Genomic DNA, 17,359 nt, shown 5'->3' with positions numbered 1-17,359 from the left:
GGAACAATTTCACAGCTTAATTAGAGGTTCTTTCAGTGGGATACCCGCTTTCCTTGGATACTTAGCTGGAGTTGCTGCAAGCTTATGAATTTCAACAAAATGCCGAATCGATTCCTCAACCGGTAATTGCATGCGATTCACTCTAACAACCTTCCCTTTCAACTCCGATAAGCTGAAGGAAGCCTCGCCTAGCTCCTCTTCAATCTCTGAACCTTTCATTGCAATGAACGTTCCGCCCTTCTTAACAAAAGGAAGACAAAATTCATTCAAAACCTGAAGTCTCGCAACTGCTCTAGCAGTTACAAGATCGAATCGATCGCGATATTTAGGCAATCTAGCAATATCTTCTGCTCTACCATGTACACATTCAGTATCCGTGAGCCCAAGCTGTGAAACTAACTCTCGTAAAAACAAGATTCGTTTATTCAAAGAATCCACGATCGTAATTTTCAAATGTGGAAAAGCAATTTTCAACGGAATACTTGGAAATCCTGCTCCAGAACCAATATCAGCAACTGATGATACGGTTCCAATCTCATAATTAAAAGCAACAGAAAGAGAGTCATAGAAATGTTTCAAATAAACCTGCTCTCTCTCTGTAATACCCGTTAAATTCATTTTCTCGTTCCACTCTACAAGTATCTTGTAATATAACTCGAATTGATCAAGTTGATGCATAGAAAGAGAAATATGTTGTTCCTCTAATAACTGTATAAAATGTTGCTGTGTAGAATCCATAAATTAACCTCTAGCCGCGATGACTCTGTTGTAGTGTTCCAAATAAACAAGAAGAATGGAAATATCCGAAGGTGTAACTCCCCCAATGCGTGACGCTTGACCAATCGATATTGGACGAATTTTGGCAAGTTTTTGCTTGGCTTCCGTCGCAATCCCGTGTATTTCACTATACTCGATATCATCCGGAATTTTTTTCTTTTCCATTTTACGCAACCGCTCAACCTGATTACTTTGCTTTTCGATGTACCCAGCATATTTTACTTGGATCTCCACTTGCTCCTTCATTTCATCATCAAGCTCAAGAGGCGATGGAGACATTTGTTCAATATGCTTGTAACCAATCTCAGGACGACGTAGCAGCGAGATAGCAGGAACGGAATTGTTCAGTTGAACGCTTTCCAAGCTCTCTAATAATTGCTGAACATGAGGCTCCGGTCTAATTTTATCGTCATTCAGACGTTCAATTTCTTGCTCAACCAGAGATTTTTTATTTAAAAAAGTAGCGAATCGCTCTTCCGAAATAAGCCCGATTTCATAACCGATAGGAGTTAATCGTAGATCAGCGTTATCATGGCGAAGCAGTAATCGATATTCAGCTCGTGAAGTTAATAGACGATAAGGCTCATTCGTACCCTTCGTTACAAGGTCATCAATTAAAACGCCAATATATCCTTGCGATCTATCCAATACGATAGCTTCTTTTTCTTGAACTTTACGAGCCGCATTAATCCCAGCCATAACCCCTTGACCTGCTGCTTCCTCATATCCTGATGTTCCATTGATTTGTCCGGCTGTAAATAATCCACTGACCAGTTTAGTCTCTAAAGATGGCTTCAACTGCGTAGGAACAACCGCGTCGTATTCAATGGCATAACCGGTACGCATCATTTCCACTTTCTCCAACCCTGGAATGGAACGTAAAATACCTAGCTGCACATCTTCCGGCATGCTCGTGGATAAACCCTGAACATAATATTCAGAGGTATTCCTTCCCTCCGGCTCAAGAAAAATTTGATGTTTAGGCTTATCGGCGAAACGAACAATTTTATCCTCGATCGATGGACAGTATCTTGGACCTGTCCCTTCAATAGCACCTGAGAACATTGGGGCACGATGTAAATTCGAATTAATAATATTATGAGTTTCCTCGGATGTATACGTTAACCAGCAAGGCAACTGTTCATTAGTACCCGTTTTCGTTTCAAATGAAAAGAACTTAGGTTCATCATCACCCGGTTGAATTTCTGTTTTACTGAAATCAATCGTATCCTTATGAACGCGCGGCGGTGTACCTGTTTTGAATCGAACGAGATCAAAACCTAGTTTTCGCAAGGATTCCGATAACTTAATAGAAGGTTGTTGATTATTGGGTCCACTCTCATACATCAGCTCGCCCATAATAACTTTCCCTCTTAAATAAGTCCCTGTTGTTAATACGATTGCTTTAGAGTAGTATTCAGCCCCTGTTTTCGTAATAACACCTTTACACACGCCATTTTCGACAATAAGCTCTTCAGCCATACCTTGACGTAACGTTAAGTTTGGAGTAGCTTCAATCGTTTCTTTCATTTTATGCTGATACGAAAATTTGTCCGCTTGCGCACGCAGAGCATGTACAGCGGGGCCTTTCCCAGTATTCAGCATTCGCATTTGAATATACGTCTTGTCGATGTTTCGACCCATTTCGCCACCAAGTGCATCAATCTCTCGAACAACGTGGCCCTTCGCAGGACCACCAATAGATGGATTGCAAGGCATGAATGCAACCATATCCAAATTAATAGTCAATAACAGTGTGCTGCAGCCCATACGAGCAGAAGCCAGTGCAGATTCACAACCTGCATGTCCGGCGCCGATGACAATAACATCATAATCACCTGCATGATATCCCATAATAAACATCCCTCCCTCTTTTATGAAAACTCGAATGCTGTCGTTTTCATTTCCCTAAGCAGAATTGTGTAAATATTTGATCGATCAATGATTCCCCCACCGAATCGCCAATAATCTCACCAAGCTGCTCCCAGGCAGCCCGTATATCAATTTGAATCATATCAATGGGCACATATTGCTCATTCGCATGAAGAGCATCTTCTAACGAACGTTTGGCTTGCTTCAACAAGGATATGTGTCGAACATTACTCACATAAGTCAGATCACTTGATTCTAGTCTACCCTCAAAGAATATTGCCGCAATTGCTTTTTCTAAATCTTCAATACCTTTATTTTCAATCAGAGATAGCTCAACAATACGTTCCCGTGGAAAATAACTCAGAACTTGCTCCACATTCAGCTTTCTACTCAAATCTGTCTTATTCAAAATGACAATCGTTTGCTTATCAGCTAATTGTTTCATAAGCGCAATCTCATCAAACTGAAGCTCTTCATTACTGTTAAGCACCAATAAAATAAGATCTGCTTCCGCTAAAGCAGTCTTCGATCGCTCCACTCCGATTTGTTCTACGAGATCGGTCGTCTCCCGAATACCTGCTGTATCAAGCAGCTTCAAAGGAATACCGCCAATATTTACGAACTCCTCAATAACATCCCTTGTTGTACCAGGGATATCCGTTACTATCGCACGATTTTCTTGCGCTAGTTCATTGAGCAGCGAAGATTTCCCGACATTTGGCTTGCCGACAATTGCCGTCTCAATACCCTCTCGCAATATCTTCCCTTGCTCAGCGGTCACCAAGAGACGGTTAATTTCATGCATAACCGTATCACACTTACTCTTTATAAAAGCATTCGTCATTTCTTCCACGTCATGCTCAGGATAATCAATATTCACTTCTACATGAGCCATCAATTCCACGAGCACATATCGCAAATGTTTAATTTGCTTCGATAAATTTCCTTCAACTTGCTTCAATGCTACCTTGAAAGCACGATCCGATTTGGCCCGAATCAGGTCAATAACGGCTTCAGCCTGCGTCAAGTCAATCCGGCCATTCAAGAACGCACGCTTCGTGAACTCACCTGGCTCTGCTAACCGAATCCCTTGTTGCAGCAGCAAATCAAGCACTTTCTTAACAGATACAATGCCCCCGTGACAGCTGACCTCCACGACATCTTCCATTGTAAATGAACGCGGAGCTTTCATTAACGTAACGAGAACCTCCTCTACCTTTTCGGCAGAAGCAGGTTCTATAATGAATCCATAATGTACCGTATGCGTCTGAGCATCAGATAATTTCGTTTTTGAACGAAAAATGCGTTCCACAAGTGGAACAGCTTCATCTCCGCTCACACGAATAACCGCTATCCCACCCTCACCGAGCGGCGTAGAAATAGCAGCAATCGTATCATTTAACATAGTATTTACACCTCGAATTTACCTCAGCTTAAAGAAAAAGCAATGACATGATCAAAGTCATTGCGGGCTAGCGTTATTTGACAGCGATGACAACCCGACGGTTCGGTTCTTCGCCTTTACTATACGTTTTTACAACGGGATGACCTTGTAACTCGGCATGAATGATTTTGCGTTCCTGAGAATTCATCGGTTCAAGAATAACTTCTTTTTTCGACTTGATAACGCGGTTAGCTAGTCTTAACGCGAGCTCTTCCAACGTTTTCTTCCGTCTATCGCGGAAATTCTCAGCATCTAAGACGATACGGAAATGAGAACTCGCATAGCGGTTCGCAACAATATTAACTAAATACTGCAGCGCATCTAAGGTTTGTCCCCTTTTACCGATCAATATACCTAGCTCAGAACCACTCATATTCAAGACTAAGCCTTCACGATCTTTGTGCGTGTCTATGGTGATGGAAATTTGCATCGCTTCGAACATATCTTGTAAGAAAGCAATTGCTTCCTCAAGTGGATCTGGTATCAATTCAAGCTCAACTTTAGCTTCTTTAGAACCAATAAACCCAAACAGCCCACGAGAGGGCTGCTCCAAAATATGAATGTGTACACGATCCTCCGAAACTTGCCATTGAGAGAGACCGGATTTCACCGCTAACTCAATAGTCTTTCCAGTCACCACAATTTTTTTCATTTTGACAGGCCACCCTTATTTTTTTGCGATCCAGGAGATTTTTGTGATCCAGGAGAACCATAAATAAAGTAAGACTGAACAATAGTGAAGATGTTACCGTAAATCCAGTAAAGCGGAAGTGCCGCTGCGAAATTCATGGACATCACGAAAATCATTACTGGGAAAATATATAGTAAGCTTTTCATCTGTTGATTCATTTGGGAAGACATAAACATTTGTTGAATGAATGTTGTTGCCGCGGCAATCAACGGAAGAATATAGTAATGATCCGGTTGGCCAAGATTCATCCACAAGAAAGTATGCTCTCGAATGTGATCATTGCGCATGATCGCTTGATAAAGAGCAATCAAAATTGGCATTTGAACAATGATTGGAAAACACCCGGCTAATGGATTTACACCATTTTGCTGAAAAAGCTTCATCGTTTCTTCCTGCTGTTTCTTCGCATCATCTTTATACTTTTCTTTGAGCTTCTTCATTTCAGGCTGCAGATCTTGCATCCGTTTGGAGCTCTTATACTGCTTTAAGGTAAGCGGCAAAATAATTAAACGAATGATCAGTGTAACAACCAAGATCGATAATCCATATTGACCCCATAAATGAGCAGCGAACCAATCTAGCGTTTGAGAAAGCGGGTACACAAAATATTTGACGAAAAAACCTGCGGTATTTGGATCAATTGGTGCCATAGCTGAGCTTGTAGGACTACATCCTGACAACAATAAGATCAACGCAGAAAGAGATGCAAGCAAATAGATTCGACGAGTCAAAATGAGATCCTCCTAAATATCTTTTCCACAATAAACTATAACACATCTTCAGCCCGCAAGGAAATATTGCGTTACTTTTTTATTATGTCTTTTCTTTTTAATAAAGAAGCTTTACGAATCACATGCCAGATGCTCTTCTCCATCTCCGCATATTCCATCTCCGCCGCCGGTTTTCTAGCTAATAAGATGTAGTCATATTGTAGTGTCATATTATCTTTTTTCAAACGGATAATTTCCTTTATCATTCGTCTAATCCGGTTACGAACTACAGCATTGCCTACCTTTTTACTCACAGACACACCAAGGCGGAAATGTTCCAGTTTAGGCTGAGGCATATAATAAAGTACAAATTGATGATTGGCCATCGACTTTCCATAACGATATACCTTATTGAAGTCTTCTCTTTTAGCTAATCTATATTCTTTTTCCACGAGTTTATACGCTCCAGACAGATAACTTCGAGATTAGTTTAGATAAACACTAGATATCTTTAAAATAGTTTTAACCGAATAGACCACATATAAACCAATCCTTCAAAAAGCAAAAAAAAAAGCCCCTTCCGGAGCCTCTTTTTTACGCGCTAAGGATTTTTCTTCCTTTAAGACGGCGAGCTTGCAAAACTTTACGACCGTTCTTCGTGCTCATTCTTTTACGGAAACCATGATTCTTCTTACGCTTTCTCGTATTCGGGTTAAACGTCGGACCCATCTATAGCACCTCCCTACCTGAGGATATCCATCCTACAAAATTTCTACTACTCATTAAATCATTTTCACAGGAGAAAGTCAACCAGCCAGAGTGTGCAGGAGGAGATGACATTTTTTGTACAAAAATAAAAAAAAGAATAACCTGTGTATAAATTTTTGCCATGTAAAAGAGAACCATGTCGAAAATTAACATAATATCAACAATATCTTGTGTTGTGAACAAAATCTATGCACAACTTGTTGTAATTGTGGATAAAATCAAACAATCCGTTGATTAACAAGTAATCTTTTGATAAGATGATAATGTTTCTGTTGTGGATACACACCACCAACTCTCCGACTTATCAACAATCTGTGGATAACATTGTGAACAATTTTCCCTCTACAAGAATAAGTCATTTCTACCGATCCTTAATAATGTGGATAAAACGACAAAAGCCGTCCTTTTTTGACCCCATCAGACATAAGGTTCTTTTCGCCGTTAACCGAGCAGAATATACTCTGATAGTCGATCAAGCCTATCGTTGCTTGCGAATCGTTTATTTTTGAGTTTCATCCATAGAGCTTTAAACACAGAGCTTTTCTTTACTGGCCTTATGCCACATGTTTGATTTCAAAGGAGTGAATTACTGTGGAAGGCCATTCTACGGACTTATGGCAGCAAATTTTAACAATAATCCAAACTAAACTCAGTAAACCAAGCTTCGATACTTGGCTCAAATCAACCAAAGCGACAGTTTTCAATGATTCTACTGTCGTTATTTGCGCGCCCAACAATTTTGCTCAGGAGTGGCTAGAAAGCCGTTATACCAAGCTAATTGAAGGAACGATTTATGACTTTACAGGTAAACATGTTTCTGTGAAATTTATCATTGAAACAGAAGAACAAAAATCTCAATCTACAGCTGTTCTGCCAACAGTATTGCCACCAAAAGGTCCTGCGATAGTTACAGGTGAAGAGAATTTCACCAATATGATGAATTCTAGGTATACATTTGATACGTTCGTAATCGGATCAGGCAATCGATTCGCTCATGCTGCATCCTTGGCCGTTGCCGAGGCGCCGGCAAAAGCTTATAATCCACTTTTTCTTTATGGAGGCGTTGGTTTAGGTAAGACTCATTTAATGCATGCAATCGGCCACTATGTGCTAGAACATAACCCAGGGGCTCGTGTTTTATATATTTCATCTGAGAAATTCACGAATGAATTCATTAATGCCGTTCGTGATAATCGCGGCGAAGGATTTCGTAATAAATATAGAACGATCGATGTGCTGCTAATTGATGATATTCAATTCCTCGCTGGTAAAGAAGGTACGCAGGAGGAGTTTTTCCATACATTTAATGCGCTTCATGAAGAAGGCAAACAAATTATTATCTCCAGTGACCGGCCGCCTAAAGAGATTCCAACCCTGGAAGACAGACTGCGCTCTAGATTCGAATGGGGATTAATTACCGACATTCAGCCTCCTGATTTGGAAACACGCATAGCGATTTTGCGCAAGAAAGCGAAAGCTGAGAACCTGGAGATTCCAAATGAAGCGATGATTTATATTGCCAACCAGATCGATACGAATATTCGTGAACTTGAAGGTGCCCTGATACGCGTCGTTGCGTACTCATCCCTTATTAATCAGGATATAAGCGTGCATCTGACGGCCGAAGCATTAAAGGATATTATTCCTTCTAATCGACCAAGGGTCATTACGATACAGGATATTCAGCAGCGTGTTGGAGAATTCTACGGATTAAAGCTAGAAGATTTCAAGGCGCGCAAACGGACAAAAGCCGTAGCATTCCCTAGACAGGTCGCGATGTACCTGGCACGTGAGCTGACGGACTTCTCTTTGCCAAAAATCGGGGAGAATTTTGGTGGGCGTGACCATACAACGGTTATTCATGCCCATGATAAAATAGCACAAATGTTACAAGTGGATCAGGATCTCTACAAAATTGTTCATAACCTGACGGAGCGCATCAAGAACCCCTCTTAATAACATTTGATTTTGGGTAAGCCTATGCACAATCTATTCACATGTGGATAGGCTTGATTTATATAAGCTTCATCCACATATCCACATATCCAGAGCCCCTACTGCTATTACTAATAAAGAATGTTATTATATATATGAATATGCTAACGCATCGAAAAAAAGAACTGCAGGAGTGAAGTCATGAAATTAACCATCCTTAAAGACCATCTAATAGAATCCATTGGTCACGTTTCCAAAGCGATATCCTCTCGAACAACGATACCTATCCTTACGGGGATAAAAATAGATGCGACCTTAAGCGGTGTAACCCTCACGGCAAGTGATACGGATATCTCCATCCAAAGCTTTACCCCTAGTGAAAATGGCACGATTAAAATTATTGAATTATTCCAAGCCGGAAGTGTTGTTCTTCCAGCCAAATTTTTCGTTGAGATTATTCGCAAATTACCTGCACAACTCATTGAAATAGAAGTAGGAAGCAACTTTCAAACGATTATTCGTTCAGGATCTTCAGAAATTCAAATCATGGGACTCGATCCGGATGAATATCCGCTGCTGCCCGAAATTGAAGAAAGCAAAATGCTTCGCCTTCCTAGCGATCTGCTCAAAACCATGATTAAGCAAACTTCCTATGCGGTATCAACGAATGAATCTACACCCATTCTTACTGGTGTTCTCTGGAACATATCAGGGGATAAGTTGAAATTTATCGCCTGTGATCGTCATCGCTTAGCTAGTAGAGAAGTTACTGTTGATAATGATAACTCGCATAATCTTCCCAACATTGTAATATCAGGCCGAACCTTGAATGAATTAAGCAAAATTTTGCCTGATCAAAACTCTCTTATAGATATTGTTATTTCGGACAATCAGGTTTTATTCAAAATTCATTCAATTTTATTCTATTCTCGCATTTTGGATGGTACTTACCCGGATACATCAAAGCTGATTCCTCAGTCTTTTCAAACCGAAATGGTCGTACCAACGAAAGAACTGGCTGAAGCCATCGATCGGGCTTACTTACTTTCCAAAGAAGATAAGACGAATATTGTTAAAATGATGATGCTTGAAGACCAAACGATTGAGATCTCCTCGAGCTCCTCTGAGCTTGGAAAAGTAACCGAACAAATTAACTTGCAGCATATTGCCGGCGATTTACTCAAAATCTCGTTTAACTCCAAATATATGCTCGATGCGCTTAAAGTTCTCGACTCCGAGTTCATTCACATTGGATTTACAGGAGCCATGCAGCCAATCATTATGAAGCCGCAAGATTCCACAAACATTCTACAGTTGATTTTGCCGTATCGAACAACGAATTAAGTTAAGGAGTGCATTATGAAACAAATCCCCATAAACACGGACTATATTACACTTGGACAGTTTTTGAAATTATCGGACTGCATATCCACAGGTGGACAAGCTAAATTTTTCGTTGTGGATACAAAAATTGAAGTGAACGGGCAAGCTGAAAATCGTAGAGGACGGAAACTCGTTCCGCAAGATGTGGTTACCGTGGAGGGTTTCGGACAATTCGAAGTCGTTAGCTCCTGATCGGATTAACCCAGGAGGATGACCACCCATGTTTTTGAACAGACTCGTGCTCAGTCATTACAGAAATTACGACCAGATCGAGCTAACAACAGATAGCAATGTGAATATTTTCGTTGGACCTAACGCACAGGGCAAAACCAACTTGTTAGAATCAATCTATGTAATGGCTATGACCAAATCACACCGCACCCATCAGGATAAGGAATTAATTGGCTGGAATGGTGAGCAAACGCAGCTGCATGCGGAAATTCAGAAGCGATATGGCAGCTGTAAGTTGGATCTTTCTATTTCGACCAAAGGAAAAAAGGCTAAAATTAATGGTCTTGAGCAAAAAAAGCTTAGTAATTTTATCGGTGCTCTGAATGTGGTCATGTTTGCTCCCGAAGACTTAGAGATCGTCAAAGGAACACCAGGTGTAAGACGGCGCTTTCTCGATATGGAGATTGGACAAGTAAAGCCTTCCTACCTCTATGATCTGTCGCAATACCAGAAAATTTTGGTGCAACGGAACAATTATTTAAAGCAATCCTTTCCGGGTAAAAACGCGCCGGACGCAATGTTAGACATTTGGAATGAACAATTAGCACAGTTTGGTGTTAAAATTATGAAAAAGCGTCAAAGCTTTATTAAGAAGCTTCAACAATGGGCGGAAACGATCCATAGAGGGATTACGAACGACAGTGAACAGCTGCTTATTCGCTATTCCCCCTCTTTTGATATGGAACCGTTTGAAGATGAATCTGTTTTATTAAACCAATTTATGATAAAGTTATCATTGGTAAGGGATCAGGAATTCCGAAGAGGTGTTACGTTAGTGGGCCCTCATCGTGACGATCTTCTTTTTTACATCAACGACAAAGAAGTCCAAACGTATGGATCTCAGGGGCAGCAGCGAACAACAGCGTTATCGCTAAAGCTTGCGGAGATAGAGCTCATCCATGAGGAAGTTGGCGAATATCCCCTTTTATTGCTTGATGATGTGCTTTCCGAGCTTGATGAATATAGACAAACGCAGTTGATCCGCACGTTTCAGCAGAAAGTCCAAACTTTTATTACCACAACAGGTCTAGAAAGTGTTCATTTGGACCAACTGGATCATGCTTCCGTGTTTCATGTTTTGAAAGGAAATGTAAGTGGCAGGAGCTGAGGAGCATGTTTATTCATTTGGGTGGAGAAAAAATTATTAGAGCTTCCGAACTGATTGCTATTTTCGACATCTCGGTAGAGAAATCTTCCAAAATATCGAAACAATTTATTCTACAAGCTGTAAAAGATAAAAAAACAGAGAAAATCGGTGAAGAAGAATGCAAATCACTCGTTGTTACAAAGAGTAAAGTGTATTATTCCCCGATCTCCTCTACTACGCTCAAGAAAAGAGCGCATCAATTGTTAACGAACTAACTTAATATAGGGATCTTTGGTGGAGACCAAAGTCTCTCCTCTCTAAGCGGTCGCTCATTCTCAACTGGCATCGATAGAGGTTTATCTCACTATAAAGAAGCAGGTGGAGATTAACATGTCTGTGAATCATAATGCGTACGATGACAGTCAGATTCAAGTTCTGGAAGGTTTAGAGGCCGTTCGTAAACGGCCCGGTATGTACATTGGTTCGACGAGTGCCCGTGGACTTCATCATCTCGTATGGGAAGTTGTCGATAATAGTATCGATGAGGCATTGGCCGGCTTCTGTACGAAGATTGATGTCATTGTACACAAGAATAATAGTGTTACAGTTATTGATAATGGCCGTGGAATCCCTGTTGGTGAAAATGCGAAGTTAAAGCGACCGACGTTAGAAGTCGTTCTTACGGTTCTTCATGCAGGTGGTAAGTTCGGCGGAGATGATTCCGGTTATAAAGTATCAGGCGGTCTGCATGGTGTAGGTATCTCTGTTGTAAATGCCTTGTCTGAGCTGCTGACAGTTCAGGTTAAGCGCGATGGTAAAATTCATGAACAAGAATATCGCCGCGGTGCGCCTCAGTATGACGTGAAAGTCATTGGCGAAACCGAGGAAACAGGCACACAGGTGACGTTCCAACCAGATCCAGAGATATTCAAAGAAACGGTTGAGTATGACTATGATATACTCCAATCCAGAATTCGTGAGCTAGCTTTCTTGAATAAAGGAATCGAAATTAATTTAATTGACGAGCGCACGGATATTGCGAATACACATATGTACGAGGGCGGGATTGTTTCCTTTGTTCAGCATTTAAACCGTAACCGCGAAGTCGTCAATGAGATACCTATCTATGTGGAGGGTTCCAAGGATAATATCTCCATCGAGATTGCACTTCAGTACAACGATAGCTATACAGAAAATATTTACTCCTTCGCAAATAACATCAATACGCATGAGGGCGGTACTCACGAGTCTGGTTTTAAAAGCGCGCTGACGCGGATCTTGAATGATTATGCCCGTAAAAGTAATTCACTTAAAGAAAGTGATTCCAACTTGTCAGGCGATGATGTGCGTGAGGGTCTTGCCGCGATTATTTCCGTGAAAATTCCGGAGCCTCAATTTGAGGGTCAAACGAAAACAAAATTAGGAAATAGTGAAGTCCGTGGTATCGTAGAGTCTCTATTTGCGGAGAAACTGCAAGAATTCATGGAAGAGAATCCTACGATTGCGAAGAAGATCCTTGAAAAAGGAATTCAAGCGGCAAGAGCAAGAGAAGCTGCACGTAAAGCGAGAGAATTGACTCGTCGTAAAAGTGCACTGGAAGTAAGCGCACTGCCAGGTAAATTAGCAGATTGCTCATCCAAAGATGCTTCCATCAGTGAGATTTACATCGTAGAAGGTGACTCTGCTGGTGGATCCGCTAAGCAAGGACGTGATCGTCACTTCCAAGCGATTCTTCCACTTCGCGGTAAAATTTTGAACGTAGAGAAAGCCAGATTGGATCGTATTTTGTCCAATACGGAAATTCGCGCGATGATTACGGCTTTCGGTACAGGCATCAGTGACGATTTCGACATCGCTAAGGCACGTTATCACAAAATTATTATCATGACCGATGCCGACGTTGACGGAGCACACATTCGTACGCTTTTGCTTACCTTCTTCTACAGGTACATGAAAAAGCTAATCGAAAGCGGTTATGTTTATATTGCACAGCCTCCGCTTTTCAAGCTGGAGAGAAATAAAACCGTTCGTTATGCGTATAACGAAAAACAAAGAGAAACCATCATGCAGGAGTTCGGTGAAGGCGCTAAAGTAAATGTGCAGCGTTATAAAGGACTTGGCGAGATGAATCCGGAACAATTGTGGGAAACGACGATGGATCCGGAAAGCCGTACATTCTTGCAAGTGACAATCGAAGATGCGATTGAAGCAGATACTCTCTTTGATTCTTTGATGGGTGATAACGTAGAACCTAGAAGAGATTTCATCGAGGAACACGCGAAGTACGTGAAAAATCTAGATATCTAAACGTCCTAGACGTTGCTAAAAGATGTAGCTTTCAGGAGGAACATTCATGAGCGAAGAATTACATTCGCAAGTCAAAGAAATTGACATTTCTACCGAAATGCGTACATCCTTCTTAGACTATGCGATGAGTATCATTGTCAGTCGTGCACTGCCAGATGTAAGAGATGGTCTGAAGCCGGTTCATCGTCGTATCTTATTTGCGATGTCTGAGCTGGGCATGTCTCCAGATAAACCACATAAGAAATCGGCGAGAATCGTTGGTGAAGTAATCGGTAAGTACCATCCACACGGTGACAATGCTGTTTATGAGACAATGGTTCGGATGGCACAAGATTTCTCTCTTCGTTATATGCTCGTTGATGGTCATGGTAACTTTGGATCAATCGACGGTGATATGGCAGCTGCCATGCGTTATACCGAAGCTCGTTTGTCGAAGATCGCGATGGAACTTCTTCGTGATATTAACAAAGAAACGATCGATTATAAACCAAACTATGATGGTGAAGAGAATGAGCCTGTTGTTCTCCCTTCTCGTTTTCCAAACTTATTAGTCAACGGAAGCTCAGGGATTGCCGTTGGGATGGCGACGAACATTCCTCCGCATAATCTTCGGGAGGTCATTGAAGGCATCCAGATGATGATTCAGAATCCGGATATCACGCCTCTGGAACTGATGCAATTTATTAAAGGACCAGATTTCCCTACAGCTGGCTTTATCTTAGGCCGTGAGGGGATTAGACAAGCCTATCAAACAGGCAGAGGTTCTGTTACGATGCGTGCTAGAACGGTTATTGAAGAAAACAATAATAAAGCTAGAATCATTGTGAATGAGCTGCCTTATCAAGTAAATAAAGCAAGATTAGTTGAGAAAATAGCGGAACTTGTTCGTGAGAAAAAAATTGATGGTATCACGGATCTTCGAGATGAATCCGACCGTAACGGTATGCGCGTTGTTATCGAGCTTCGTCGCGACGTCAATCCGCATGTTGTTTTGAATAATTTGTTTAAACACACAGCGATGCAATCTAACTTCGGTATTATTATGCTCGCACTCGTCAACGGCGAACCAAGAGTATTGAATCTTCGTGAGATGCTGCACTATTATCTCAAGCATCAGCAAGAAGTCATTCGCCGTAGAACTGAGTTTGATTTGCGCAAAGCGGAAGCGCGCGCTCACATTTTGGAAGGCTTACGCATTGCACTTGATCACTTGGATCAAGTGATTGCTTTGATTCGTGCTTCCCGTACAACGGAAGAAGCTCGTGACGGGCTCATCACTACGTTTAATTTGAGCTTCGATCAAGCTCAAGCTATTCTCGATATGCGTCTACAGCGTTTAACGGGCTTAGAACGTGAGAAGATCGAAGCTGAGTACGCCGAACTCATGAAGAAAATCGCTGAACTTAAAGCGATTCTTGCTGATGAGCAGCTGATTCTAAAAATCATTAGCGAAGAATTGAATGAAATTAAAGAGAAATTCGGCGATGAGCGACGTTCCGAAATTACGGTTGGTGAGGAAAGCATCGAAGATGAAGACCTTATCCCACGCGAAGATGTCGTTATTACCATTACGCATACGGGTTACATTAAGCGTCTTCCGGTTACGACTTATCGGAATCAGAAGCGTGGCGGACGTGGCGTTGTCGGAATGGATACCAAAGATAACGATTTCGTGGAACATCTATTCGTGACGAATACGCATCATTACCTGATGTTCTTTACGAACAAAGGTAAAGTGTATCGCCTGAAAGCTTATGAGATTCCGGATTTGAGCCGAACAGCTCGTGGAACACCAATCATTAACTTGATCCAAATCGAGCAAGGTGAAACGGTTAATGCTGTGATTCCAGTAGAAAGCTTCGAAACGGATCAATACTTATTCTTTGCAACGAAGCAAGGTGTTGTGAAGAAAACCCCAATTGATGACTATTCAAACATTCGTAAAGGCGGCTTAATCGCTATTAATTTACGAGAAGATGATGACCTCATTGGAGTTAAACTGACAGACGGTAACCAAGGCATTATTATGGGAACCAAGCTTGGTATGTCGATCCATTTCCCAGAACAAGATGTACGTTCCATGGGTAGATCCGCAACTGGGGTTAAGGGGATACACCTTGATCAAGAAGATGCTGTTATTGATATGGATGTCGTCCATGAAGATAATAGTGTACTCATTGTAACGTCCAAGGGCTTCGGTAAACGAACGCCTGTTTCGGAGTATCGGATCCAGTCACGTGGTGGTAAAGGGATTAAGACCTTGAACGTTACCGATAAGAACGGCCCTGTTGTCGGTCTTAAAGTGGTGCAAGAGGATGAAGATCTTATGATTATCACGGCATTAGGTACAGTTATTCGAACAAGTATGGATGGTATTTCTGTGATGGGTCGTAATACGCAAGGTGTTCGCTTAATCAATATTCGTGAAGACGATGAAGTCGGAACCTTAGCTCGCGTGCAGAAGAATGAAGAGCAAAGCGAGAATGAGGAAGACGGCGATTGGGACGAAACTGAAACGACAGAAACAGAGTAATAAAATGTTGGGATGGGGCTTACAAACCCATCCCTTTTACTTTACAATATGAAGTATACGAAAAGTTAAGGTGAGTGAATGATTGTGCCGACAGTAGCCGTTTCTCAATTAAAATATGGTGAAAGATTAGGCGATAACGTTATAACGAAATTGGGGAATGTTCTTTTCAACAAAGGAAAAGTCATTAACGAAAGAGATATTGAGATACTCAAAGCATTTCTCATTCCTTCCGTCTTTATTGAATCTAAGAATGGTATTGAGCCGGAAGCCACGAGCGAAGAAACGAATCCCAAAGAAGCTGCAACCGTTCATCCTTTTTACATAGAGTACCAGAATATGCTAAAGCTGCTTAAACGCATTTTCCTTCTTGCTAATGGAGGACAACCATTACCCATTTTAGATATTCGAACTGGACTTGAAGCACTCATTCAGCATATTGATGCCTATAAAGTACTCACCTTCACACCCAAAAATCGCAATCTGAAAGATTACATCTACCACAAAAGTATTATGGTTAGCTTAACCTCTTACTCATTAGCTAGATGGCATGGTCTTCCTCAGAAAGATTTATTGCAAATTGCGTTAGCCGGTCTCTTACATGACATTGGCATATCCAAAGTAGATCCAGCCATTCTTGAGAAGAAGAGTTCCTTAACATCCTCCGAGATGGATGAGATTAAACAGCACACACTAATCGGATATCAGATTCTTAAAAATATTTCGGGTATAAACGAAGGCGTGAAATTAACTGCAATCCAGCATCATGAACGTGAGGATGGTTCTGGTTATCCTTTGGGAGTCAAAGGTGACAAGATTCATATGTATGCCAAAATAGTAGCGATTGCTGATATTTATAACGCCATGACAAATGAGCGTTTCCATAAAACAGCGTTATCCCCGTATATTGTTCTAGAACAGCTCTTCACGGAGTCATTCGGTAAAGTAGATCCAGCTCTGGTTCAAGTGTTTATTAACAAGTCGACACAAATAAGCAGTGGAACGCTAGTAAAGCTCAGTGATAACCGCGTGGGAGAGATAATATTCTCGGATCGTTCTCATCCTACCAGACCTTGGGTTAACGTTAATGGGACGATCGTCAATTTAACATTAGAAAGAAGCTTATTCATTCAAGATGTTATTGGTCCTATTTAAAAGTCATAAAGAGTAATTCCAACCCCCTTATATTAGGGGGTTTTCTTTATTATTAAGAAATGATGAAGAAATGCTTGCATTCTGTTTCTAGATTTGTTATATTACTCCTTGTCGCTTCGGCGGTCGAACGAAAGAACGAAAGAAATCAAAAAAAGTTCTTGCAATCGAATAGGCAAATGTGGTATATTAATCAAGTCGCCTTTGAGGGACTAAGGATTAAAATGAAAGAAATTGATCTTTGAAAACTGAACAACGAGTGAGTAAGCACGGTCGAGTAATTGACCAAAAAAGAGATTGCAAAATCTCGCTAGCAACGCAAATGAGCAATTAAGCTTTCAAATAGTTTTACTATTATGGAGAGTTTGATCCTGGCTCAGGACGAACGCTGGCGGCGTGCCTAATACATGCAAGTCGAGCGGACTTATCCTTCGGGATAAGTTAGCGGCGGACGGGTGAGTAACACGTAGGT

General features: G+C 41.2%; 15 protein-coding genes and 1 rRNA gene. 9 read left to right on the top strand and 7 right to left on the bottom strand.

Annotated elements, in window-relative coordinates:
• Positions 1 to 9 precede the first annotated feature (9 nt).
• The 7 genes from rsmG to rpmH all read right to left on the bottom strand — a co-directional run bounded on the left by rsmG (position 10) and on the right by rpmH (position 6,223).
• Positions 10 to 738, bottom strand: a complete 729-nt coding sequence (gene rsmG / locus BLT91_RS21110) for a 16S rRNA (guanine(527)-N(7))-methyltransferase RsmG (protein WP_090824588.1) — start codon at positions 736 to 738, stop codon at positions 10 to 12.
• Positions 739 to 741: 3 nt separating this feature from the next.
• Positions 742 to 2,631 (bottom strand): tRNA uridine-5-carboxymethylaminomethyl(34) synthesis enzyme MnmG, encoded by a 1,890-nt coding sequence (gene mnmG, locus BLT91_RS21105; protein ID WP_090824586.1) that lies wholly within the window; start codon positions 2,629 to 2,631, stop codon positions 742 to 744.
• Positions 2,632 to 2,677: 46 nt separating this feature from the next.
• Positions 2,678 to 4,054 carry a tRNA uridine-5-carboxymethylaminomethyl(34) synthesis GTPase MnmE gene (gene mnmE / locus BLT91_RS21100; RefSeq protein WP_090824584.1) on the bottom strand — a complete coding sequence of 459 codons (1,377 nt, stop codon included), beginning with the start codon at positions 4,052 to 4,054 and terminating at the stop codon, positions 2,678 to 2,680.
• Between the two features lie 73 nt (positions 4,055 to 4,127).
• Positions 4,128 to 4,745, bottom strand: coding sequence for an RNA-binding cell elongation regulator Jag/EloR (jag, locus tag BLT91_RS21095; RefSeq protein WP_090824582.1), 618 nt, complete (start codon positions 4,743 to 4,745; stop codon positions 4,128 to 4,130).
• Entirely contained in the window at positions 4,742 to 5,515 is a 774-nt protein-coding gene (yidC, locus tag BLT91_RS21090; protein ID WP_254777050.1) for a membrane protein insertase YidC, read from the bottom strand. The genes jag and yidC overlap by 4 nt, the downstream gene beginning before the upstream one ends.
• A 71-nt stretch (positions 5,516 to 5,586) precedes the next feature.
• Positions 5,587 to 5,946: a ribonuclease P protein component gene (gene rnpA / locus BLT91_RS21085; protein WP_090824580.1), complete on the bottom strand. Its 360-nt coding sequence runs from the start codon at positions 5,944 to 5,946 to the stop codon at positions 5,587 to 5,589.
• Between the two features lie 142 nt (positions 5,947 to 6,088).
• The gene (gene rpmH, locus BLT91_RS21080) at positions 6,089 to 6,223 is read right to left on the bottom strand and encodes a 50S ribosomal protein L34 (protein WP_029196162.1); all 135 of its coding nucleotides are present in this window, start codon (positions 6,221 to 6,223) and stop codon (positions 6,089 to 6,091) included.
• Positions 6,224 to 6,853: 630 nt separating this feature from the next.
• On the opposite strand from rpmH, the gene dnaA reads away from it, so the two are divergent.
• The 9 genes from dnaA to BLT91_RS21030 all read left to right on the top strand — a co-directional run.
• Entirely contained in the window at positions 6,854 to 8,218 is a 1,365-nt protein-coding gene (gene dnaA, locus BLT91_RS21075) for a chromosomal replication initiator protein DnaA (RefSeq protein ID WP_090824578.1), read from the top strand.
• 180 nt (positions 8,219 to 8,398) lie between these two features.
• Positions 8,399 to 9,541, top strand: coding sequence for a DNA polymerase III subunit beta (dnaN, locus tag BLT91_RS21070; protein WP_090824575.1), 1,143 nt, complete (start codon positions 8,399 to 8,401; stop codon positions 9,539 to 9,541).
• A gap of 15 nt (positions 9,542 to 9,556) precedes the next feature.
• Positions 9,557 to 9,772: a S4 domain-containing protein YaaA gene (gene yaaA, locus BLT91_RS21065; protein ID WP_047684005.1), complete on the top strand. Its 216-nt coding sequence runs from the start codon at positions 9,557 to 9,559 to the stop codon at positions 9,770 to 9,772.
• A gap of 28 nt (positions 9,773 to 9,800) precedes the next feature.
• The gene (gene recF, locus BLT91_RS21060) at positions 9,801 to 10,919 is read left to right on the top strand and encodes a DNA replication/repair protein RecF (protein ID WP_090824573.1); all 1,119 of its coding nucleotides are present in this window, start codon (positions 9,801 to 9,803) and stop codon (positions 10,917 to 10,919) included.
• A gap of 5 nt (positions 10,920 to 10,924) precedes the next feature.
• Positions 10,925 to 11,173, top strand: a complete 249-nt coding sequence (remB, locus tag BLT91_RS21055; protein ID WP_090824571.1) for an extracellular matrix regulator RemB — start codon at positions 10,925 to 10,927, stop codon at positions 11,171 to 11,173.
• A gap of 115 nt (positions 11,174 to 11,288) precedes the next feature.
• A complete protein-coding gene (gyrB, locus tag BLT91_RS21050; RefSeq protein ID WP_090824569.1) occupies positions 11,289 to 13,205 on the top strand; it encodes a DNA topoisomerase (ATP-hydrolyzing) subunit B in 1,917 nt (638 codons plus the stop codon).
• A 46-nt stretch (positions 13,206 to 13,251) separates the two neighbouring features.
• Positions 13,252 to 15,738, top strand: a complete 2,487-nt coding sequence (gene gyrA / locus BLT91_RS21045; protein WP_090824567.1) for a DNA gyrase subunit A — start codon at positions 13,252 to 13,254, stop codon at positions 15,736 to 15,738.
• Between the two features lie 84 nt (positions 15,739 to 15,822).
• Positions 15,823 to 16,890 carry an HD-GYP domain-containing protein gene (locus tag BLT91_RS21040; protein ID WP_090824757.1) on the top strand — a complete coding sequence of 356 codons (1,068 nt, stop codon included), beginning with the start codon at positions 15,823 to 15,825 and terminating at the stop codon, positions 16,888 to 16,890.
• A 350-nt stretch (positions 16,891 to 17,240) separates the two neighbouring features.
• Positions 17,241 to 17,359 (top strand): 16S ribosomal RNA (locus tag BLT91_RS21030); the annotation flags it as partial.

The organism is Paenibacillus sp. yr247 (assembly GCF_900103825.1).
Lineage (GTDB): Bacteria > Bacillota > Bacilli > Paenibacillales > NBRC-103111 > Paenibacillus_E.
This window is presented reverse-complemented; position numbering and strand designations above follow the sequence as displayed.